Below are 21,503 nucleotides of genomic sequence, written 5' to 3' on the forward strand. Positions count from 1 at the left end.
TGCAGGTCTTCCACCTCCACTCGATCTCGTGGCGCCTCGTGGCGCACTGCTTCCCCGAACCACAGCACGAGCTGCGGGTTGTCCGCCTGGATCTCAGCGGCGATCCGGTGTTCCTTCGCGAATTCGCACCGCTGCCCGCCCAACATCGGCAGCTTCGTCGCGCGCAGCGCCCGACAGCTCTGATGTACGCACGAGCCACAGAACGGCCCGGACGGGGAACGGGTTCCGGAGATAAGATGCATCACTGATCCTGCTTTCTAACATTTCGCAGTGTGGAATTCGGGATTCTGTGTGGGGCCCGGGAAGCGTTGCCGCGCTTTCCTGGGCCCTCTCTCCTTTTCGGAGTGCTGCTAGTCGGCCAGCTCGGGCCAGACGCTGTCCTCCAGGTCATAGGCCAGGAAGAACCACACCACGCGGTGCCCCGGACGGCCGTTGTCTCCCCAGTCCGTGGCCAACGCGTCCACCAGGGCCAGCCCCCGCCCGGAATCGCTGTCGGGGTCCAACCCACCCGGGTCGGCGCTCAGGTACCGGCGATCGTGCACGCTCGTGGTGGGGTCGTCGGCGATGCCGTCGTCCCGGCAGATGAGACGGAGTCCGTTCCGTTTGCGCTCGCACAACAGCGTGTAGTTGTGCCCGGGCAGCCCCGAACGCGAGTGCTTGAGCGCGTTGGAAGCGAGCTCGCTACCGATCAGCGTGAAGAGGTAGCGGTAGTCGGTGCTGTGCTCAGCCGCACAGGTGTCCAGAAAGGCTCGCACCAGCGGGAGGAGCAGGGGAGAGGAGCCGAAGTCGTAACGGCGGGAGGAGTAGTAGGGACGGTCGGGCCGTCCGTTGAAGTAGTAGCGGAGGGAGTAGGGGACCAGCTCGTTGAGAGCGATGGTCACTTCGGGCATCGGGGGCACGGGGGCAAGCTTGGACGCCATAGACGGAACCTCTTCCAGTCGTAGGAGTTCGGCGGGCGGATCCCGGCATCCCACATGTGTCTCGCCTTGGGGCCGGGGCATTGCAGCCACCTTCAGAAAACACCTCGCGGACGCCTTTGGGAAGCTAGAAGGGCGAAGCTGAGGATTCTTGATAATTCACATAAGATTCTTGAGGCTTTCTGAGGGTTGCTCTACAGTGGAAGTGTGCCAAATGATAAGAAGCCCCCAGATGGAAGAAACCCCTCGGATGTCCGTTTTGGTGCGGCGCTGATGCGTCAGCGTAAGAAGCAAGGCCGCACGCAGAAGTGGCTTGCCGACCAGCTTGGATGCAGTCCAGAACACATAGGAAACGTTGAAAACGGTCGTTGCCCCCTGAACGTTGCACGGGTAGACAAGGCCGACTATTTTCTTCAGGCTCGGAGCGCTCTGGCCCGACAGTATGCTGAGCTCTACCAGCCTGAGACGGTGGACTGGTTGGATGAGTTCCACAGCTTGCAGAAGAGTGCACATTTCATCCGTGAGTACCATTCAACTCTCGTGCCAGCAGCGTTCCAGAACGCTGATTATGCGCGCGCAGTCATCAAGGCGAGCGCACCCTGGTTCAGCTCGGCGACAGTTGATGAAAGAGTGGAGCTGCGAGAGTCGCAAGGCCGAGAAGTCCTCAAGGACGACACCCCGCATTACCATGTGGTTCTTGATGACGCGGTGGTGCTTCGATCCGTCGCTTTCCCCAAGGTAATGGCGGATCAGTTCGTGAGGCTGGCGGAACTGATGGAATCGGGCCGGATCATGCTTCAGGTGTACTCCTGGGAGCGGCTTCCACAGCTCGGTCTCGGAGGTCCGTTCTCGTTGCTGTCCAGCGGGAATGCTCCAGACGTGCTCTACGCGGAGTCGCTGTACCTCGGGCAAACCACTGACGATCCCGGTCGCGTTCGTCAGTATGGGATGCTGTTCAGTGAGTTGCAGGCCAGGGCCCGTTCTCCGGGTGCGACGATTGACCTGCTGAGGAAGAAGGCTGAGGAATTCCGATGATGGACTGGCACAAGTCCTCCTACAGCAACGCAGCCGAGAACTGTGTGGAGGTTGCGGAGGGTTCCGAAACACGAGTGCGTGACACCCAGAACCGTGAGGCTGGGCATCTGTCTTTCTCCGGCGCTGAGTGGTCTGCCCTGCTGGGGGCCGCCGTCACTGAGTAGACGGGTGTAATAAAGACGGGCCCCGCCAGTCGAAGTGGCGGGGCCCGTTGTTGTATGCCCGTCCAGGGTACAACGGTGACAGGGTGACGTCCCAGGACCAACTCCCCGACTGTCAGTCGTTCCGGATGAAGGGCTTGAGATGAGCGAAGCGCGCGTCTGGCGCAAGAGCAGCTACAGCGATGGCCGTGGCGGCAACTGCGTAGAGGTCGCCGAGCTTCCCTGCGGTGCCGCGCTCCGGGACTCGAAGCACCCTGCCAAGGGGCGCCTCCCCTTCGCCTCCTCCGAGTGGACAGCCTTCCTCCACTCCGCCCGCGACAGCCGCCGCTGAACCCGCCTCTGTTCAGCGCTTTCAGGCACTAAAACCAGGTGCCCCCTCCCGGGGTTCCAAGTAGCGTGTGCCGATGGCATCGGAACTGAAACGCCCCCCGCTCCAAGCGGACGAACGCACCGCGCTCATCGGCTGGCTGGACCTTCAACGGCAGATCCTGCGCTGGAAATGCGAAGGGCTGAACGACGGGGACGCCCACCGCTCGATCATCCCCACCTCACCGGCCATGACGATGGCCGGTCTCATCTCCCACATGCGCTGGACCGAGCACACGTGGCTGGAAGTGCTGTTCCTCGGTGGCGACCAGAAGCAGAACCCCTCGTTCGACCAGTCGAACGAAGACGCCGACTGGCACACGGACGGCCGCCCCCTCACCGAACTCCTCGCGGAGTACGAGGCCCAGTGCGCCCGCAGCAACGAGATCATCCACGCGGCCTCCCTGGACGACACCGGCCGCCACCCCGACTTCCGCGCCGGCAGCGCTAACCTCCGCTGGATGCTGATCCACCTCGTCGAGGAGACAGGCAGGCACGCCGGGCACGCGGACATCATCCGCGAACTGCTCGACGGCAAGAAGGGCTATTACTAGAGGCGGCCGGGATCTGTTCTGTGAGGGCCGTGCTGAGCAGGCGAGCGACGCCGGGTCGGCATGGCGGATCTCCCCTTGCCGGGCATGCCATGTGCTCTGGTAGTGCCGGGCTCCCTACGTTCGTTCCCCCGTTTCCCGCCGCGTGAGTGTGGCCGTCTCCGCTGCGCGCGTCAAGGTCGTCGCCGTCGCGGCTTCGCCGGATCAGGGCGCTCCACCTTGACCCGCTTCGCTACGACGGCGGTTGGCGGCTGTCGGGAAACGGGGGAGGAGCGGTCGGGGCGGCAGACGGGCCCCTTCGGGCCCAACTACCTCGGCCTTCGGCCGGTGCCCTCCGCGCCCCGGCGCGGATCGGCGGGACGTGTCGCGGCCGGTCAAGGTAGGCGACGAACAAGCGGCAGCGAGGGCAGTGGTGGTGTGGGGGCCGGGTGCCTGTTTCGGTCCTCTGTTTGAAGATGATCTTGCTACCAGGGGCGAGTTCGGCGCCGATTTCGCTCCTGGTAGCAAGATCATCGGGGATACGGGGGTTTCGGAAGCAGCGGACAGTCTCAGGTGCGGGTTTCGGGTGCCACGCACCCACTCTGAAAACCGGCCCCACTCGCCCTGTCTGCCCGGCCTGCCCCACTCGCCCGGCCTGCCCTGCCTGCTCTCGCCCGGGGGAGGTGGCCCGTGCCCCCATGGGGCCTGTCCGCACAGCCCCGGGTGACTCCGTCCCACCGCCGCGACACGCGGCCCGGTGAACGCCGGGCCCGGCCCCCTGTCCGCCCTCGCTGCCGCTGTTCCGTCGCTGGGAATGAGCGGCCGCGACACGGGCACCGGTTCGCGCAGGGCTGGGGAGACTGCCCCCGTCGCACCTTCCTCGCCGGGCGCTTCCCCGCGCTGCTGGAGGAGCGGACCGGGCTCCAGGACCAACGCGAAGGGTCCCGGCCGGAGACCGACCGGGACCCGCAGGAAACAGGCAAGCAGAACTAGCGGAGCTCTCCTGAGAAGACCTCGGCGATGGCCTGGGCCCCGGCGAGGTTGGTGTGGATGTCCGGGCCCTGCGCCACGTTGCACATCCACGTGAGGTTGCAGATCTGCTGGAGGTTGACCGGCATCTGGGTGTCGCTGTCGGCGGGCACCTCGGTGTTGGCGCCGTCGAAGACGGTGTCCACGTCGGCCACGTCGATCCCGGCGGCTTCGTAGGAGGCGGTCAGTGAGTCGTTGACCTCACTCAGGATCTCCACGGTCCGAGCGGCCAGGCCCTCGTCGGCGTCTTCGGCGGGCACTGCCTCCGCGCTCTCCTCTGCGCCCTCCTCGGCTGCCGCGTCCTCCGAAGCCTCGTCCTCGTCCTCCGTGGCCTCGGCCTCCGGCTCCTCCAGCAGAGCCAGCGCCAGGAACGGGTTGTAGTAGGTCATCGCGATGATCTGGGTGTCCGGGCCCGCGGCCTCGGTCAGCCGTTCGGCGATCAGCGGGACCTCGGTCTCCAGCCGCTCCAGGCCGTCCGCCACGCACTCCTCGTTCACACCGATGTCCTCGATGTCGAGTTCGTCCTGCCCGCCGACGCCGTCCACGCAGTTGGTGAAGTTGTTGCCGCCGATAGTGAGGGTGACCAGGTCGACCTGGTCACCGTGCTCCCGAAGGAACTCCTCGGCCTGTTCGAGCTGGGACCCCGCCTCGTAGCGGGTGTCACAGTTGGCGATGCCGCCCTCGATGAAGGTCGTGGTGTCCTCGCCGCCGCAGCCCATGCGCTCGTGCTGGAGCGTGGAGTCGGCGTCCTTCAGCTCGCGGTACAGGACGTCCGTGTACCCCTCGGCGGTCTCCTGCGCCTGGCCGTCCTCGTCGGGCTGTACGCCCACCGTCAGGGAGTCGCCCAGGGACAGGTAGAAGCTCTGCGTCGTGGTCGGTTCCTCGTCGCCGCCTCCGGAGCAGCCCGCGACCACCACGGCCGCGGCGACCGCGGCCATCCACCGGATTCTCAAAGTGCTCTCCAACCAAGACCCTTACTGGAAAATGAATCGCGCCCAGCTGGCGGGTCCCGGTGAGCAGACGGATACCGCCGGGTAACTACCCTTGCGGACCCGAGGGGCCCTTGTCGAGGGGCGCCAGAAGGCATCTCAGTAACGATGCCAGCTGCTCGCGCTCGGCGGCCGGCATCGGGGCCAGAAGGGTCTCCTCGTAGCTCAGCAGCGAGGCCAGGGCGGCGTCGATGCGCTCGGCCCCCTGGTCGGTGAGCCGGACCAGGACACCGCGTTTGTCGGCGGGGTCGGGACGACGGCGCACGAGCTCGGCGGCGGCCAGCCGGTCCACCCGGTTGGTCATGGTCCCGGAGGTGACCAGGGTGGCGCGCAGCAGGCGCCCGGGGCTCAGCTCGTACGGCGGCCCGGACCGGCGCAGCTCGGCCAGGACGTCGAACTCCCAGGGTTCCAGCGCGTGCTCGGTGAAGACGGTGCGGCGGGCACGGTCCAGGTGGCGGGCGAGCCGGGACACCCGGCTGAACACCTCCAGGGGTGTCACGTCAACGTCCGGCCGTTCGGATCGCCACGCCTCGATCAGCCCATCCACCTCATCGCGCATGGCACCACCATATCTCTTGACATCAAGATAGTGGGGCGGGTATGCGTTGCATACCCGCCCCACCAATGACCAGGGACGACATCCCCTCCTGTGGGCAGTGCCACACGCGGCACCGCCGGAGGGGCGAAGTCAGCCGGAACGCCGCTTGCGCGTGTCCAGCTTCGGTTTGGCCTCCAGGGCCGAGAGCCCGTTCCAGGCCAGGTTGACCAGGTGGGCCGCGACCACCTCGCGCTTGGGCTTGCGGACCTCCAGCCACCACTGGCCGGTCAGTGCCCACATGCCTACCAGGGCCTGCGCGTACATGGGGGCGAGTCCCGGGTCGTAACCCCGTTCGGCGAACTCGTCGGCCATGATGTGCTCGACCTGGCTGGCGATGTCGTTGATCAGACTCGCGAAGCTGCCGGTTCCGGACGCCACGTGCGAGTCACGGGTGAGAACCCGGAACCCGACGCTGTCCTCCTCGACGTAGCGCAGCAGGGCCAGAGCTGCCTTCTCGATCTTGCTTCGGGCGTGGTCGGCGGTGAGGGCCTCGCCCATCATGTCCAGGAGAGTGCGCATCTCCCGGTCCACGACGACGGCGTAGATGCCTTCCTTCCCGCCGAAGTGTTCGTAGACCACGGGCTTGGACACCCCGGCCCGTGCGGCGATCTCCTCAACGGAGGTCGCGTCGAACCCTCGTTCGGCGAACAGCTCCCGGCCGATCTCCAACAGCTGTTGCCGACGCTCCTTGCCCGTCATGCGCTTGCGGCGCACGCGGGTCCTCTGCTCGCTGTCGGCTGCTCCCATATGGATTCTGATCCTAGACCTTGACTCGCTTGGCGGCGAGTCGTTCGTTGTTGGGCCAGCGGACCTTGGTGGCCCAGCCGAACTTCTCGAAGATCCAGATGAGTCGGGCGGAGATGTCGATCTGCCCCTTGAGCACACCGTGGCGGGCGCAGGTCGGGTCGGCGTGGTGCAGGTTGTGCCAGGACTCACCGAAGGACGGGATGGCCAGCCACCACACGTTGCGGGAGCGGTCGCGCACCTCGAAGTTCTCCTCGCCGATGGTGTGGCAGATGGAGTTGATCGACCAGGTGACGTGGTGCAGTAGCGCCACGCGGACCAGGCTCGCCCAGAAGAACGCGGTGACCGCGCCCCACCAGGACATGGTGATCAGACCGCCGATGGCGGCGGGGGCGAACAGCGAGAACATCACGATCGGCAGGAACAGCTTGTCGACGAGGACGACGTCCTTGTCCTTGAGCAGGTCCGGGGTGAAGCGGCGCGGCGAGGTCTTCTTGTCGTCCAGGTACATCCACGCCATGTGCGCGTAGTACATGCCCTTGGCCACGGACTTCCAGTCGTCGCCGAAGCGCCACGGCGAGTGCGGGTCGCCCTCGGCGTCCGCGTACTTGTGGTGGCGGCGGTGGTCGGCCACCCACTTGATGACGCTGCCCTCGATGGCCATGGAACCGGCGATCGCCAGCGCGATCCGCAGCGGGCGCTTGGCCTTGAAGGAGCCGTGGGTGAAGTGGCGGTGGAAGCCGACGGTGATGCCCAGGCCGCTGATCACGTAGAAGACCGTCGCGATGGCGATGTCGACCAGCGACAGGCCCCAGCCCCAGAAGAAGGGCACCGAGGCGAGCAGCGCGATCAGCGGGATGAACACGAACGCGAAGACGGTGTAGCGCTCGGCCTTGCCTCTCAGCTCGGGCTCGTACTCGGGGATCACCTCGCGCTTGGGCGCGGCGGTGGTCTCTGCGGCTTTGACGATGCCTTCGGTCGGCACCTCAGGGGCAGCTGTCATGGGTCTTGCACACCTCGTCATGGAGAACGTCGTCACCGGTCAGGACGGCGTCACCGGTGCCAGGGCACCCGTCGAGACGGCCCAACCTATTCCTACGTAACCGTAACCTACGACCCCGTAGGTTTGGCAACCCCCCGGGTGAAGGCGCTATGTTGGTGTCGATCGTTCGGGCGGGCCCGCCCGAATCGTTCCCGGATGATGTAATCGGCAGCATGTGGGGTTTTGGTCCCCATCGTCCAGGTTCGAGCCCTGGTCCGGGAGCAAGCCACTTCCGCCGCCCGCCCCTCCACAGGGCCCCGGGCGCGCCCGCGTAACGCAGGTCACGTGACTGATGGTTGCCCGTGACGCGCATGTATCCTTCCCATGTCGGCCGCTGGTCATCCGACGGCCGCCCGCGCGGCATGCGGGTCGCGCCGCCGCAGGGTGAGCCGACGTTCATATGCCAGCTATCTCGAGGGGTCTCCTCCAGTGAGCGTGAACCGTCCGGCTGCCGCGATCATCCTCGCGGCGGGTGAAGGCACCCGCATGAAGTCCAAACTTCCCAAGGTGCTCCACGAACTCAACGGTCGCAGCATGCTCGGCCACGTGCTCTACGCATCCCGAGAACTCGACCCCCAAAACACGGTCGTGGTCGTCGGCCACGCCCGTGACCAGGTGCGATCCCACCTGGAAGACGTCGCCCCCGAGGCGGTCACCGCGGTGCAGGAAGAACAGAACGGCACCGGCCACGCCGTGCGCATGGCGGTCGAGGACCTCGCCGCCAAGGGCATCGAGCTGTCCGGCACCGTCGTCCTCACCTGCGGCGACACCCCCCTCCTGCGCGGCGGAACCCTCGCCGCGCTGGTCGCGGCGCACGAGAAGGAGGGCAATGCGGTCACCGTGCTGTCCGCCCGCGTGCCCGACCCCCACGGCTATGGGCGCATCGTCCGCGACGCCCACGGCAGCTTCACCGAGATCGTCGAACACGCCGACGCCACGCCCGAGCAGCACCGCGTCGACGAGATCAACTCCGGCATGTACGCCTTCGACGGCGCCCTCCTGAGCCAGGTCGTCCAGCGACTGTCCACGGACAACGCCAAGGGTGAGGAGTACATCACCGACGCCGTCGCGCTGCTGCGCGGCGACGGGCACCGGGTGGACGCCTGGAGCGCCGAGGACTGGAACGAGGTCCAGGGCGTCAACAACCGCGTCCAGCTCTCCGAGGCCCGGCGGATCCTCAACGACCGCCTGCTCACCGAGCACATGCTCTCCGGTGTCACCATCGTCGACCCCGCGACGACCTGGGTGGACGCCCAGGTCAGCATCGGCGCCGACACCGTGCTCCACCCCAACAGCCGCCTCCACGGCACCACCAAGATCGGCGAGGACGCGGAGGTCGGCCCTGGCGCCGACCTGCGCGACACCCTTGTCGGTGACGGCGCGAAGGTTCGCGAGACCACCGCGGATGGGGCCGAGATCGGCCCCGGGGCCACTGTCGGCCCCTACACCTACCTGCGGCCGGGCACCCGCCTGGCCGAGCGGACCAAGGCCGGAGCCTTCGTCGAGGTCAAGAACTCGAATGTCGGAACCGGCTCCAAGATCCCGCACCTGACCTACGTCGGGGACGCGGACATCGGTGTGGGCAGCAACATCGGCTGCTCCTCGGTGTTCGTCAACTACGACGGGGTCAACAAGTCCCGGAGCACCATCGGCGACCACGTCCGCATCGGCAGCGACAACACCATCGTCGCTCCCGTGCAGGTCGGTGACGGCGCCTACTCCGGGGCCGGGACCGTGGTCCGTGACGACGTCCCGCCGGGGGCCCTCGCCGTGTCCGAGGGAAACCGGCAGCGTAACGTCGAGGGCTGGACGCAGCGCAAGCGTCCGGGAACTCCGTCCGCGGAAGCGGCGGAGCAGGCGGAGCGGCACAGAGCCGACGACGCGAAAAAGCAGTGACTGTGGGGGAGAAACACGTGACCGGCATGAAGGCCACCGGCCAGAAACAACTGATGCTGTTCTCGGGGCGTACGCACCCGGCACTGGCCGAGGAGGTCGCGAAGGAGCTGGGGATCGAGGTGTGCCCCACTCGGTTCGACACCTTCGCCAACGGCGAGATCTTCATGCGGTACCTGGAGTCGGTGCGCGGCAGTGACGCGTTCGTCATCCAGAGCCACGCCGACCCGGTCAACGAGTCGATCATGGAGCAGCTGATCATGGTGGACGCGCTCAAGCGCGCCTCGGCCAAGCGGATCACCGTGGTGACACCGATCCTGGGTTACGCCCGCCAGGACAAGAAGCACCGCGGCCGCGAGCCCATCTCCTCGCGCCTGGTGACCGACCTGTTCCGGACCGCGGGCGCGGACCGGATGATGGCGGTGGACCTGCACACCGACCAGATCCAGGGCTTCTTCGACGGCCCGGTGGACCACCTCTTCGCGCTGCCGATCCTGGCCGACCACGTCGCCAGCCAGGTCGACCACTCCGAGATCACGGTGGTCTCCCCGGACGCCGGCCGCGTGCGCACCGCCGACCGCTGGGCCGACCGCCTGGGCGCGCCCCTGGCGATCATCCACAAGCGCCGTGATCCGGACGTCGCTAACGAGGTGAAGGTCCACGAGGTCGTCGGTGAGGTCAAGGGCCGCGTGTGCGTCCTGGTCGACGACATGATCGATACCGGCGGCACCATCGTGAAGGCCTCCGAGGCCCTCTTCGAGCAGGGCGCCAAGAAGGTCATCGTCGCTGCCACGCACGGTGTGCTTTCCGGCCCCGCGGCCGAGCGCCTGCAGAACTCGCGGATCTCCGAGGTGGTCATCACCAACACGCTGCCGGTGCCGGAGGAGCGCTCCTTCGAGAAGCTCACGCAGCTCTCGATCGCCCCGCTGGTCGCCCGCGCGATCAACGAGGTCTTCACTGACGGCTCGGTCACGAGCCTGTTCGACTAGCTTCACCGGTTTCATCAGCTTCACCAGCCGTATCAGCAGTACCTCCGGCCCGGCCGGAGCACGCTGAGGTCCCCCCTCAGCAGCCCCCGGCGCCGTGTGTGTCCACCGGCGGGACCCGAGCGGGTCCCGCCGGTGGGGCATGTACGGAGTCGTCACCAGAGCCAGTAGACTTGACCGAGTGTCCCCGTGCCCGGGTGGATTCCTGCTGTGTATCCGCCTGGAAACAACACGGGCAGGGGTGCGCGACGAGCGTTCCCGGGCCGAACCGGTCCGGTGACGGCTCGCCGGGCACGCCTGGAACCAGGGCGGTCGAGTCCCCGGCAAGCTGGGTGACCCCGCCGTCATTCTCCGCCGAAGGCGAGAATCGTTCGTACTACTGGAGTCGTGTTCCCCGTGCTGCGGGGTTGAACCCGAGGAGTTTTGTCGTGTCCGAGGTACGTATCGCTGCCGAGCCCCGCACGGAATTCGGCAAGGGCGCCTCCCGTCGCGCCCGCCGCGCGGGTAAGGTGCCGGCCGTCCTCTACGGCCACGGCACCGAGCCCCGCCACCTGAACCTGCCGGGCCACGATCTCATGCTCGCCCTGAAGACCCCGAACGTCCTGATTCGCCTCGAAGGCCTGGACAAGGACAACCTTGCCCTGCCCAAGAGCGTGCAGCGCGACGCCATCAAGGGCTTCCTGGAGCACATCGACCTGTTGGTCGTCTCCAAGGGTGAGAAGGTCGAGGTCGAGATCAACGTCTCCCTCACCGGTGAGGTCAAGGCTCCCGGCGTGCTCAACCAGGAGCTCGTCACCGTGACCGTCGAGGCTGAGGCCACCCACATTCCGAACGGTGTCGAGTTCGACATCAACGGTCTGGAGATCGGCGCCAACCCGACCGCCGCCGACCTGAAGCTGCCCGAGGGTGTCACCCTGGTGACCGACCCCGAGTCGCTCCTGCTCACCGTCTCCGCGCCGCGCGTGGAGGAGGAGCCGTCGACCAGCGGCGAGGCTTCCGAGGGCGCTGAGCCTGCCGCTGCCGAGTAAGGCGCGGTGCCACACCACACATCACCGAGCGCGCGGTTCCCGTTTCCAGGGGCCGCGCGCTCGGCGTGTGCGGGGTCGCTGGCTCGATAGTGTCGGTCGGCATGTGGAGTTTTCTGAGCAGGTTGGGATTCCGGAAGAGCTCGGGTTCCGGTGAGAGCCCGGGTTTCAGGGAGAGCAGGGACGAGGACATGGCTGAGGCCGAGCGCTGGCTGGTCGTGGGGCTGGGCAACCCCGGCCCCAAGTACGCGGGCAACCGGCACAACGCCGGGTTCATGGTGGTGGACGCTATAGCCGCGGACAAGGGCGAGCGTTGGAAGGTGCACAAGGCGCACGCCGAGGTCGCCGAGACCCGGATCGACGGCGTCTCGGTGGTCCTGGCCAAGCCGCGCACCTTCATGAACCTGTCCGGCGGGCCGATCGCCGGGCTGGCCCGGTTCTACAAGGTGCCCATGGAGCGGATCATCGTCGTGCACGACGAGATGGACATCGACTTCGGGGCCCTCAAGCTCAAGAAGGGCGGCGGCTCCGGCGGCCACAACGGGCTGAAGTCGGCCACCGCTTCCCTTTCCGGCCCCGACTACCTGCGGGTCCGCTTCGGTGTGGGCCGTCCCCCCGGGCGGATGGACCCGGCCGCCTACGTGCTGCGCGACTTCTCCTCGACCGAGAGCCCCGAGCTGGACCTGAACGTGGGGCGTGCCGCCGACGCGGTCCGCACCATCCTCACCGACGGTCTGGGCAAGGCGCAGAACATCTTCCACACCGCGGCCTGACCCGCCCCGGGCCCGGACGTGAGCATCCGGGCCCAGGCCGGATCCGTCAGCAGGGATCAGGACGCCGCCAGGAGGGTCTCCCGGAGTGCGTCGTAGGCGGGCTTGGTGGCGTAGTCGTCCCAGTAGATGGTCGCGCCGCCCTCACCCGGGAAAGTGTTGGGCACCCAGGAGTAGCGGTCGGGGAAGCCCCAGACGGTGAACGATTCGCAGCCGCTGACGTTCAGGCAGGCCTCCAGGGCGCGCGCGTAGTAGTCGGCCTGCTCCTCCAACTGCTGCTCGGTGGGCTCGCTGCCGTCGGGCAGCTGCATGCGCACGTCCACCTCGGTCAGGGCCGTGGCCAGGCCGAGGGCCTCGAAGCGCTCCAGGTTCTGCTGGAGACTGGACGGGAATCCGTACTGGAGAGCGAGGTGGGTCTGCGCGGAGAAGCCGTGTACCGGCACACCCTCCGCCAGCAGTTCCTGGGTCAGCTCGTAGTAGGCGTTGCTCTTGGCGTTGACGTCCTCGACGTTGTAGTCGTTGAAGTAGAGCTCCGCCGAGGGATCGGCCGCGTGCGCCCAGCGGAACGCGTCGCCGACGATCTCCACCCCCAGCTCGCGGATCCAGATGTTGTCCCCGGTGCGCAGGTTGCCGCCGTCGTCGAAGATCTCGTTGGCCACGTCCCACTGCTGGATCTGTCCCGCGTAGCGGCCGACCACGGTCTCGACGTGGTCCTGGAGGATCGCGCGCAGTTCCTCGGGGGAGTAGTTCCCGTTCTCCAACCAGTCGGGGTTCTGGCTGTGCCACAGGAGGGTGTGCCCGCGTACGTCCTGCCCGTTGGCCTGTGCGAACTCGACGATGGCGTCGGCGTCCTCGAAGGCGTACTCGTCCGGGCTCGGGCGCAGGTGGTCCCACTTCATCTGGTTCTCTGCGGACAGCGAGCTGAACTCCTGGGCCAGGAGCTGGCGGTAGGCCTGGTCCCCGGTGAAGGGGTCGGGGTAGTCCTCGTCCTGGTGGTGTCCGCCGCCCGCGACGGCGCTGCCGATCACGAAGCCGCTGGGGGCTGCGTCGCGGAGGGTGGTGTCCTGTCGGTGGGCGGTTTCCGGCCGGATGTCGGCCGACGCGACGCCGGTCGCGGGGAGGGTCAGAGCCAATGCGGTGAGCACGGCTGCGGAGAGTCGAATCTGTCTCATAGCGGGGGCTCCAGACTCAGTTTTCCGATCAAGTTCCGGAAACTTCCGAAACTTGTTGGAAATGGACAGTAAATTCTGCCGGCGGGAGCGTCAAGACCCCTTGTCGCGAAGATCTCGTAGTCTGGTGCGGGACCAAGGAGGTTCAGTGGGCGCTACCCCCTCACGAGAGGTCACCATCTCCGTCATCGCGGCGGAGGCGGGCGTCTCCGCGCCGACGGTCTCGCGCGTTCTCAACGGCCGGGGCGACGTCGCACCGGCCACCCGGGAGCGGATCGAGACCCTGCTGCGCACGCACGGCTACCGCCGCCGCGGTTCCCGTCCCAAGGAACGGGTCGGCCTGCTCGACCTGGTCTTCAACGATCTGGACAGTCCGTGGGCGGTCGAGATCATCCGGGGCGTGGAGGACGCCGCCCACCAGTCGGGTACCGGGGTGGTGGTCTCGGCCATACACAACCGACCCAAGGCGGCCCGCCAGTGGCTGGACAACGTCCGCGCACGGGTCAGCGACGGCGCGATCCTGGTTACCACCGACCTGGACCCCAAACTCAACGGCCAGCTGCGCGACCTGGACGTGCCCGCGGTGGTGATCGACGCGGTGGGCGTCCCCGAACTGGTCACGCCGACGGTCGGCGCCACCAACTGGGCCGGTGGCCTCAGCGCCACCGAGTACCTGATCCAGCTCGGCCACCGGCGCATCGGTTTCGTGGAGGGCCGGCCCGAGCTCTGGTGCAGCCGGGCCAGACTCGACGGCTACCGCGCGGGCCTGGAGACGGCGGGTCTGAGCGTGGACCCGGCTCTGGTCGCCCCGGCCGAGTTCACCTACGAGTCCGGCTTCCGGGCCGGTCAGCGCCTCTTCGCGGGGGAGGACCACCCCACCGCTGTGTTCGTCTCCAGCGACCAGATGGCTTTGGGCGTCTACGAGGCGTTGCGTCAGCGGGGCCTGCGCGTGCCTGACGACGTCAGCGTCGTCGGTTTCGACGACCTTCCGGAAGCCCGCTGGTCCTCACCGCCGCTGACCACGGTGCGTCAGCCGCTGGCCGACATGGGCCGTCTCGCGGTGCGCACGGTGCACAGGCTCGTCCAGAACGAGACCATCGAGAGCTCCCGGGTGGAACTGGCCACCGAACTCATCGTCCGCCACAGCACCGCTCCGCCGCCCTAACGCCCGGGGACCAGCAGGCGCCAGGCGGCATGGGCGTGGTCCGCTGGGGCCCTGTCCTCGGTGCAGGCGATGGCGACCACCCCGACCAGGGCGCCCGCGAGATAGGCAGCGTGGGTGGTGACCGGGACGTCGTCGAAGCCGGGTGGCCTGGCGCCGGTGCTGAAGCGGTCGGCGAGGGCCTCGGTGAGCCGTTGGCGCAGCAGGTTCGAGAAGCGGGCGCTGCCCTGCGCGGAGAGCATCCGCTGGTAGAGCACAGCGTTGGCCGCGACGTGGGTGAACAGGTCGACCAACGGCTCGGGGGCCCGGTTCCGGGGTTGGTCGAGCGGGCCCCGGGGCTGGTCGAGCGGGCAGAGGGCGGCGCAGCGGGCCACGTGGGTGACGGCGCCGTCCATCGCGTCGGCGACCAGGGCGTCCAGGTCGGCGTAGTGCTGGTAGGCGGTGGCCCGGTTGATCCCGGCCTGCCTGGCCACGGCGGCCATGGTCACGGAGCCGAGCTCCTGTTCGGCGGCGAGGAAGAGCAGGGCGGCGCGCAGCCGGTCGCGGGTGCGTTGGACTCGGGGGTCATCGGGATTCACGGGACCAGGGTACGACATCTGTCGCTTAAGCAACACATGTTGATTAAGCGACAGGTGTCGTTTATTCTGCTCGCATGAGGATCGAGATCTGGGCGGACGTGGTCTGCCCCTGGATGTACATCGGTAAGCGACGCTTGGAGCGCGCGCTGGCCGGGCGGTCCGGCGAGCCGGTCGAGGTCGTGTGGCGGCCCTACCGGATCGACCCCACGGCGCCCGCCGTGTCCGAGCCGGTCGAGGAGTTCCTGCGCGACCCCTTCGTCGAGGTCGCTCTGGAGGCCTGCGGTCCCGTCCAGGGCGGGGACGGCGAGCTGGTCCAGATGTCGGAGCTGGCCGCCGCCGAAGGGCTCGGCGACCGTTGGGGCGCCGCCTGGCGGGCCGACAGCCACGACGCCCACCGGCTGCTCGCCCTGGCCGAGGCCGAGGGGCCCGCGGTCCAGGACGCCGTGGCCGAAGGCGTACTGCGCGCCCACTTCGTGGAAGGCCGTGACATCGCCGACTCCGAGGTGCTGGCGGGCATCGCCGCCGAGGCCGGGTTCGCCCGGGGCGGTGAGCTACTGGCCGGGGGCGGCGGCGTGGAGCGGGTCCGTGAACTCCTGCTGTGGGGGCAGGCCGAGGGCGTACGTACCTCGCCGACCTTCGTGGCCAACGGCATGGCGCTCACCGGGGCCCAGTCGCCCGAGCTGATCGCCGAGTTCCTGGCCGAGGCGGCCGGGCGGGAGCCGAGGCGGCTCCCGGAGGAGGTGGAGCGGTTGCGGCGGGCCGAGGCGCTGCTTGAGCTCGCCAACCCGCTGGGCGCGCTCGAACTGCTCGGGCCGCTGGCCGAGACCCACGCCGACGACCGCAACGTGCGTTTCCTGGCTGCCCGTGCCTACTACCGCTCCGCCCAGCTGAACCGGGCACGGAGCACTCTGGAGGCGCTGCTCGAGGAGAGTGCGGACGACGCCTACGCCCACCTGCTGCTGGGGCGCACACTCCAGCGCCAGGGAGAGCGGGGACTGGCCGAGCCCCACCTGCGGCTCGCGGCGGTCATGGACCCCTCGCTGGCCTGACGCTCTGGGTGCCGCCCCGGCGCTTCGCGTGCTGGGTCTGGGCCGCGTCACGTTTCGTGCGGGGTTTCGGTCCAGGCGCTATTTGGCCGGATCCTGTCCCTAAGGGGTAGGGTCCGGCCGGTCTCAGGAAAGACACGTTCTCGGCTGGATCGGGACTTCTTCCCCAACAGGCCGCAACCTACGGCGACTTTTCCACTACTTTTGGTTACTGTTCGGGTTGGCGGTACGAGTTCCGCCCCCCGAAGCGCGCCCCGCTCACACCCTCCGCGTGAGTCCCATGACGCCAGGGGCGATTACTCATAGTGAGCACAGGAATCCGTACGTGGTCTTGGGGGATACGTGGTGACAACCAGCGGGACCGTCCAGGGGAAACCCGCCGCGCATCGGCAGGAGCGTCCGAAAAGGGCGGAAGGAGCACCCGCCCACCCGCCCCGGCGGGTCCTGGTGAACACCGGCCCCCGGGCCGACACCTGGTTGCGCCCCTACGTCCTCGGACTGGTCGGGCTGGACCTGGCCGGTGCCCTCACCGCGACCCTGGCCGGGACCGCGGTCCGCTTCCACGGCTCCCTGGCCGCGGCCACAACCGTCCCCTACCTGGTCATCTCCCTGATCCTGCCATTGGCCTGGGTCGTCTTCGTCTGCCTCGGCGGCGGCTACGAACGCCGCTTCCTCGGGGTGGGCACCGAGGAGTACCGCCGGGTCGCGGTCGCCGGAGCGGTCCTGGCCGCCACCGTCGCGGTCGGCGCCTACGCCGTCAAGTTCGACCTCGCCCGCGGCTACGTGCTGGTCGCGCTGCCCCTGATCGTCCTGCTCAGCCTCGGCCTGCGTTACGCGCGACGCAAGGCGCTGCACCGACGCCGCCGTTCGGGGGCGTGCATGAGCGGGGTCGTGGTCGTCGGCTACGGCGTGGCCGCGAGTGACCTCATCCGGCGTTTCCGCGACGAGATCTACCACGGCATGCGCGTGGTGGGCGTCTGCCTGCCCGAACACGAGGCCCACACGGCCGAGATCGAGGGCGTTCCGGTCCTGGGCAGCTTCACCGACGCCGCCGACGCCGCCGCCCTGGTCGGTGCGGACACCGTCGCCGTCCTGGCCTGCCCCGAGATGGACGGTGTGGAGCTGCGCCGCCTGGCCTGGCAGCTGGAGAAGACCGGTACCGATCTCACCGTCGCCTCCGCCCTCATGGAGGTCGCCGGTCCGCGCACCACGATCCGCCCGGTGGCGGGCCTGCCCCTGCTGCACGTGGAGCATCCCGAGCTCGTCGGCGCCCGCCGCCTGGTCAAGGGCGCCTTCGACCGCTGCGCCGCCGCGCTCGCCCTGGTCCTGCTCTCGCCCCTCTTCCTGGTCCTGTGCCTGCTCATCCGATCCGAGGGCGGCGGACCCGCTTTTTTCCGGCAAACGCGTGTTGGCCGGGGTGGGGCCGAGTTCACGGTTTACAAGTTTCGTACGATGGTGGTCGGGGCGGAGGCGCTGAAGAGTCTTCTCCGGCCCCGCAACGAGCACGACGGTGTGCTCTTCAAGATGCGTCGGGATCCCAGGGTCACGCCCGTGGGGGCGTGGCTGCGCCGCTACTCGCTTGACGAGCTTCCCCAGCTCATCAACGTGGTGCGCGGAGAGATGTCGCTCGTCGGCCCCAGGCCGCCGCTGCCGGAGGAGGTCGCCCAGTACGGGCACGACGTCCGCCGCAGGCTGGTGGTCAAACCGGGGTTGACGGGTCTGTGGCAGGTCAGCGGCCGATCCGACCTCTCTTGGGAGGAATCGGTCCGTCTGGATCTGCGGTACGTGGAAAACTGGTCGCTGACGCTGGACATCCAGATTCTGTGGAAGACGTGGTCAGCGGTGATCCGTGGGGCGGGAGCATACTAGCCGGTGAAGAGCATCCGAAACGATCATGAGGTGGCCCGGGACCTGGCGAGCGAGGCCGGGCAGCTGCTGCTGCGCCTGCGCGCCCGCCACGGCTTCGACGAGCCCGAGGTCCTGCGCACCCTGGGGGACCGTACCTCGCACGAGTTCCTCTTCTCCGCGCTCGGGCGGCTGCGGCCCAGCGACGCGGTGCTGTCCGAGGAGGGCGCGGACGACCCGGCGCGGCTGAAGGCCCGGCGGGTGTGGATCATCGACCCGCTCGACGGGACCCGGGAGTTCTCCGAGCCCGGCCGCACCGACTGGGCCGTGCACGTGGCGCTCTGGGAGAACGGAGACCTGGTCGCCGGTGCGGTGGCGCTACCCGCCCAGGGCAGCTGCCTGTCCACGGTCGACCCGCCGTGGCTACCGGAGGAGCGCCCCGAGGGTCAGCGGCTGCGTATCACCGCGAGCCGCACCCGACCGCCCGCGTTCGTGCAGCGCATGGCGACCCAGCTCGGTGCCGAGGTGGTCCCGATGGGGTCGGCCGGCGCGAAGATCTGCGCCGTGCTGCTCGGTATCGCCGACATCTACGTGCACGCGGGTGGGCAGTACGAGTGGGACAGTGCCGCTCCGGTGGCGGTCGCGCGCGCCTCTGGCCTGCACACTTCCCGGATCGACGGCTCCGAGCTGCAATACAACGTAGCCGACCCGCTACTCCCCGATGTCCTTGTATGCCGATCGGAATTGTCGGGTATGTTGTTGGCAAGCATCCGCGACGGCGCGGACCTTGACAGCGCCGGTCCGCACGCGGGGGCCTGAACCGAAGGACCCCTCCGCGGTGGAACCGGTCGTGTGTGTCGGTATTTCTAAGGCGGATTCCATGGGTCAGGCGAGTCAGCAGGCGCTCGGGCGTTACCAGCTCTCCCAGCTGGACGTCCTCGAGGCCGAGGCGATCTTCATCATGCGCGAGGTGGCGGCGGAGTTCGAGCGCCCCGTGCTCCTCTTCTCCGGTGGCAAGGACTCCATCGTCATGCTGCGCCTGGCGGAGAAGGCCTTCTGGCCCGGCCCGATCCCGTTCCCCGTCATGCACGTGGACACCGGACACAACTTCGACGAGGTCATCGAGTTCCGGGACCGCCGGGTGGCCCAGGCCGGGGTGCGACTGGTCGTCGCCTCGGTCCAGGAGCAGATCGATGCGGGCAAGGTCACCGAGCCCACCGGCCGCTGGGCCAGCCGCAACCGGCTGCAGACCTCGGCGCTGCTGGAGGCCATCGAGGACAACGGCTTCGACGCCGCGTTCGGCGGCGCCCGCCGCGACGAGGAGAAGGCCCGCGCCAAGGAGCGGGTCTTCTCCTTCCGCGACGAGTTCGGCCAGTGGGACCCCAAGAACCAGCGCCCCGAGCTCTGGAACGTGTTCAACACCCGGATCAACCGGGACGAGCACATCCGGGTCTTCCCGATCTCCAACTGGACCGAGCTCGACGTGTGGGGCTACATCCAGCGGGAGGAGCTGGAGCTGCCCTCGATCTACTTCGCCCACGAGCGGAGCGTGTTCGAGCGTGACGGCATCCTGCTCGCCGACTCCCCGCTGATTCAGCGCGAAGAGACCGAGGTGCCCTTCACCGAGACCGTGCGCTACCGCACCGTCGGTGACCTGACCTGCACCGGTGCGGTCAAGTCCACGGCCGTGGAGCTGGACGACATCATCGCCGAGATCGCCGCGACCCGGATCACCGAGCGCGGTCAGACCCGCGCCGACGACCGGGCCAGCGAGGCCGCGATGGAGGACCGCAAGCGCGAGGGCTATTTCTAACAGCCGCGCCGCCGCCTCCCCACTCTTCACTCGCGGCTCCCCGGCCGTCTCATACTTCGCACATTGGACCAGGCATCATGAGCAACGACATCCTGCGGTTCGCCACGGCGGGCTCTGTGGACGACGGCAAGAGCACCCTGATCGGCCGCCTGCTGTACGACTCCAAGTCCATCTTCGAGGACCAGCTCGACGCCGTGGAGCGCACCAGCGTCGCTCGCGGCGAGGAGCAGACCAACCTCGCCCTGCTCACCGACGGCCTGCGCGCCGAGCGTGAGCAGGGCATCACCATCGACGTGGCGTACCGCTACTTCGCCACCCCCAAGCGCACCTTCATCATTGCGGACACCCCCGGGCACATCCAGTACACCCGGAACATGGTCACCGGCGCCTCCACCGCCGATCTGGCGATCATCCTGGTGGACGCCCGCAAGGGTCTGCAGGAGCAGAGCCGCCGCCACGCCTTCCTCACCACCCTGCTCCAGGTGCCGCACCTGGTGCTCGCGGTGAACAAGATGGACCTGGTCGATTACTCCCAGGACCGGTTCGAGGAGATCAAGGCCGAGTTCGCTGAGTTCGCCGCCAAGCTGGACGCGCGCGACCTCACGTTCGTGCCGATCTCCGCCCTGCACGGCGACAACGTGGTGAGCCAATCCGAGAACATGCCCTGGTACACGGGCGGTTCCCTGCTGCACCACCTGGAGAACGTGCACATCGCCTCGGACCGTAACCTGATCGACGCGCGCTTCCCGGTGCAGTACGTGATCCGGCCGCACAAGTCCGACGACCCGGAGCTGCACGACTACCGGGGCTACGCGGGCCAGCTCGCGGGCGGGGTCCTCAAGCCCGGCGACGAGGTCACGCACCTGCCCTCGGGGCTGTCCACGCGCATCGCCAAGATCCTCACCGCGGACGGGGAGGTGGCGGAGGCGTTCTCGCCGATGTCGGTCACCCTGCTGCTGGAGGACGAGATCGACATCTCCCGGGGCGACATGATCTGCCGCCCCAACAACACCCCGGCGGTGTCCCAGGACATCGAGGCGATGGTGTGCTGGATGACGGACGCCCGCAAGCTCACGCCGCGCTCTAAGCTCCTGGTCAAGCACACGACCCGCACCGCGAAGGTCATGGTCAAGGACCTGCGCTACCGGTTGGACGTGAACTCGCTGCACCGCGACGAGAGCGCGGACCACCTGGCGCTCAACGAGATCGGCCGGGTCCGGCTGCGCTCCACCCAGCCGCTCTTCGTGGACGAGTACACGAAGAACCGGCAGACGGGCGGGTTCATCCTCATCGACGAGGCCACCAACACCACGGTGGGCGCAGGAATGGTCGTCAAAGCCGACTAGTGGTACCCGGTAAAAGCCCAAACATTCCGAGCGGGGCCGCTTTTGGCGGCCCCGTTTCGTGTGTTATCGACTGGGGTGCCCGGCTGGGCCGGTCCAGGCCGGTCCAGGCCGGTCCAGGGCTGTTTCTTGCGCTGATATTTCCTGAAGTAAAGGCTTGACCAGCTTTTTTCTGGGCCTCGGTGCCAATGGGAATCGGGTGGAAGGCGGTTCTCGGGGGCTTGGAAGTTACCCGGCGTTAGGGGCGTATGTAGGCGTTCAGACCAAACAGATTGTCACCCCGAAGCAAGGGAACCTGGCGCATTGGCTAGTGATGCGAAGGGTGATCGTTCAGAAAAATTCGCTCATCCTCTGGCATTCACGGGTCATATCTGTCTAAAGTGTGCGAATCGCGTACGGGTTAGCAATCGATCCAATACGCACGGTTATGTCCTGTCGCGTACTCCCACTATGAATACCCCC

The 21,503-nt window shown here is 67.9% G+C and carries 20 protein-coding genes and 2 pseudogenes; 14 read left to right on the forward strand and 8 right to left on the reverse strand.

Features of this window, described 5'->3' with window-relative positions; translation table 11 throughout:
* Together D457_RS36810 and D457_RS0128235 are read right to left on the reverse strand one after the other, a co-directional pair.
* A pseudogene (locus D457_RS36810) lies at window positions 1–242 on the reverse strand (hypothetical protein); the annotation flags it as partial.
* Between the two features lie 108 nt (window positions 243–350).
* A complete protein-coding gene (locus D457_RS0128235) occupies window positions 351–920 on the reverse strand; it encodes an ATP-binding protein (protein ID WP_017584030.1) in 570 nt (189 codons plus the stop codon).
* A 204-nt stretch (window positions 921–1,124) separates the two neighbouring features.
* Here D457_RS0128235 and D457_RS35155 point away from each other — a divergent pair, with 204 nt between their 5' ends.
* The 4 genes and pseudogenes from D457_RS35155 to D457_RS0128255 all read left to right on the forward strand — a co-directional run bounded on the left by D457_RS35155 (window position 1,125) and on the right by D457_RS0128255 (window position 3,033).
* Entirely contained in the window at window positions 1,125–1,952 is an 828-nt protein-coding gene (locus tag D457_RS35155; protein WP_239646247.1) for a helix-turn-helix domain-containing protein, read from the forward strand.
* On the forward strand, window positions 1,952–2,116 hold the full coding sequence (locus D457_RS35160; RefSeq protein ID WP_338043099.1) for a DUF397 domain-containing protein: 165 nt from the start codon (window positions 1,952–1,954) through the stop codon (window positions 2,114–2,116). The genes D457_RS35155 and D457_RS35160 overlap by 1 nt, the downstream gene beginning before the upstream one ends.
* A gap of 157 nt (window positions 2,117–2,273) precedes the next feature.
* A pseudogene (locus tag D457_RS0128250) lies at window positions 2,274–2,444 on the forward strand (DUF397 domain-containing protein); the annotation flags it as partial.
* Between the two features lie 73 nt (window positions 2,445–2,517).
* Window positions 2,518–3,033, forward strand: a complete 516-nt coding sequence (locus D457_RS0128255; RefSeq protein ID WP_017584034.1) for a DinB family protein — start codon at window positions 2,518–2,520, stop codon at window positions 3,031–3,033.
* 965 nt (window positions 3,034–3,998) lie between these two features.
* On the opposite strand, the gene D457_RS0128260 is transcribed toward D457_RS0128255, so the two are convergent.
* The 4 genes from D457_RS0128260 to D457_RS0128275 form a co-directional block, all read right to left on the reverse strand.
* Complete coding sequence (locus D457_RS0128260) at window positions 3,999–4,976, reverse strand: SGNH/GDSL hydrolase family protein (protein ID WP_017584035.1); 978 nt, start codon at window positions 4,974–4,976, stop codon at window positions 3,999–4,001.
* 100 nt (window positions 4,977–5,076) lie between these two features.
* Complete coding sequence (locus D457_RS0128265) at window positions 5,077–5,586, reverse strand: MarR family winged helix-turn-helix transcriptional regulator (protein WP_017584036.1); 510 nt, start codon at window positions 5,584–5,586, stop codon at window positions 5,077–5,079.
* A gap of 129 nt (window positions 5,587–5,715) precedes the next feature.
* Window positions 5,716–6,372: a TetR/AcrR family transcriptional regulator gene (locus D457_RS0128270; RefSeq protein ID WP_017584037.1), complete on the reverse strand. Its 657-nt coding sequence runs from the start codon at window positions 6,370–6,372 to the stop codon at window positions 5,716–5,718.
* A 13-nt stretch (window positions 6,373–6,385) separates the two neighbouring features.
* Window positions 6,386–7,372: an acyl-CoA desaturase gene (locus D457_RS0128275; RefSeq protein WP_026117115.1), complete on the reverse strand. Its 987-nt coding sequence runs from the start codon at window positions 7,370–7,372 to the stop codon at window positions 6,386–6,388.
* Between the two features lie 468 nt (window positions 7,373–7,840).
* Here D457_RS0128275 and glmU point away from each other — a divergent pair, with 468 nt between their 5' ends.
* From glmU to pth, 4 genes are all read left to right on the forward strand, one after another.
* Window positions 7,841–9,307, forward strand: coding sequence for a bifunctional UDP-N-acetylglucosamine diphosphorylase/glucosamine-1-phosphate N-acetyltransferase GlmU (gene glmU, locus D457_RS0128280; protein ID WP_017584039.1), 1,467 nt, complete (start codon window positions 7,841–7,843; stop codon window positions 9,305–9,307).
* A gap of 17 nt (window positions 9,308–9,324) precedes the next feature.
* Window positions 9,325–10,293: a ribose-phosphate diphosphokinase gene (locus tag D457_RS0128285; protein ID WP_017584040.1), complete on the forward strand. Its 969-nt coding sequence runs from the start codon at window positions 9,325–9,327 to the stop codon at window positions 10,291–10,293.
* Window positions 10,294–10,718: 425 nt separating this feature from the next.
* On the forward strand, window positions 10,719–11,318 hold the full coding sequence (locus D457_RS0128290) for a 50S ribosomal protein L25/general stress protein Ctc (RefSeq protein WP_017584041.1): 600 nt from the start codon (window positions 10,719–10,721) through the stop codon (window positions 11,316–11,318).
* 101 nt (window positions 11,319–11,419) lie between these two features.
* On the forward strand, window positions 11,420–12,088 hold the full coding sequence (gene pth, locus D457_RS0128295) for an aminoacyl-tRNA hydrolase (RefSeq protein ID WP_026117116.1): 669 nt from the start codon (window positions 11,420–11,422) through the stop codon (window positions 12,086–12,088).
* Window positions 12,089–12,144: 56 nt separating this feature from the next.
* Here the strand turns inward: pth and D457_RS0128300 are convergent, their stop codons facing one another.
* Window positions 12,145–13,257: an endo-1,4-beta-xylanase gene (locus tag D457_RS0128300; protein WP_017584043.1), complete on the reverse strand. Its 1,113-nt coding sequence runs from the start codon at window positions 13,255–13,257 to the stop codon at window positions 12,145–12,147.
* A 145-nt stretch (window positions 13,258–13,402) separates the two neighbouring features.
* On the opposite strand from D457_RS0128300, the gene D457_RS0128305 reads away from it, so the two are divergent.
* Window positions 13,403–14,419 (forward strand): LacI family DNA-binding transcriptional regulator, encoded by a 1,017-nt coding sequence (locus D457_RS0128305; RefSeq protein WP_017584044.1) that lies wholly within the window; start codon window positions 13,403–13,405, stop codon window positions 14,417–14,419.
* Here D457_RS0128305 and D457_RS0128310 read toward each other — a convergent pair.
* Window positions 14,416–14,994 carry a TetR/AcrR family transcriptional regulator gene (locus D457_RS0128310; protein ID WP_017584045.1) on the reverse strand — a complete coding sequence of 193 codons (579 nt, stop codon included), beginning with the start codon at window positions 14,992–14,994 and terminating at the stop codon, window positions 14,416–14,418. The two genes, D457_RS0128305 and D457_RS0128310, sit on opposite strands and share 4 nt — an antisense overlap.
* A gap of 74 nt (window positions 14,995–15,068) precedes the next feature.
* On the opposite strand from D457_RS0128310, the gene D457_RS0128315 reads away from it, so the two are divergent.
* From D457_RS0128315 to cysN, 5 genes are all read left to right on the forward strand, one after another.
* Window positions 15,069–16,043 (forward strand): DsbA family oxidoreductase, encoded by a 975-nt coding sequence (locus tag D457_RS0128315; protein WP_017584046.1) that lies wholly within the window; start codon window positions 15,069–15,071, stop codon window positions 16,041–16,043.
* Window positions 16,044–16,382: 339 nt separating this feature from the next.
* Window positions 16,383–17,909, forward strand: a complete 1,527-nt coding sequence (locus D457_RS0128320; RefSeq protein ID WP_026117117.1) for a sugar transferase — start codon at window positions 16,383–16,385, stop codon at window positions 17,907–17,909.
* Between the two features lie 3 nt (window positions 17,910–17,912).
* The gene (locus tag D457_RS0128325) at window positions 17,913–18,704 is read left to right on the forward strand and encodes a 3'(2'),5'-bisphosphate nucleotidase CysQ (protein WP_017584048.1); all 792 of its coding nucleotides are present in this window, start codon (window positions 17,913–17,915) and stop codon (window positions 18,702–18,704) included.
* 61 nt (window positions 18,705–18,765) lie between these two features.
* Window positions 18,766–19,698: a sulfate adenylyltransferase subunit CysD gene (cysD, locus tag D457_RS0128330; RefSeq protein WP_017584049.1), complete on the forward strand. Its 933-nt coding sequence runs from the start codon at window positions 18,766–18,768 to the stop codon at window positions 19,696–19,698.
* A gap of 77 nt (window positions 19,699–19,775) precedes the next feature.
* Window positions 19,776–21,044 (forward strand): sulfate adenylyltransferase subunit CysN, encoded by a 1,269-nt coding sequence (gene cysN, locus D457_RS0128335; RefSeq protein ID WP_017584050.1) that lies wholly within the window; start codon window positions 19,776–19,778, stop codon window positions 21,042–21,044.
* Window positions 21,045–21,503: the final 459 nt, after the last annotated feature.

Source organism: Nocardiopsis valliformis DSM 45023 (assembly GCF_000340985.1).
In the GTDB taxonomy this organism is placed as follows: Bacteria; Actinomycetota; Actinomycetes; order Streptosporangiales; family Streptosporangiaceae; genus Nocardiopsis; species Nocardiopsis exhalans.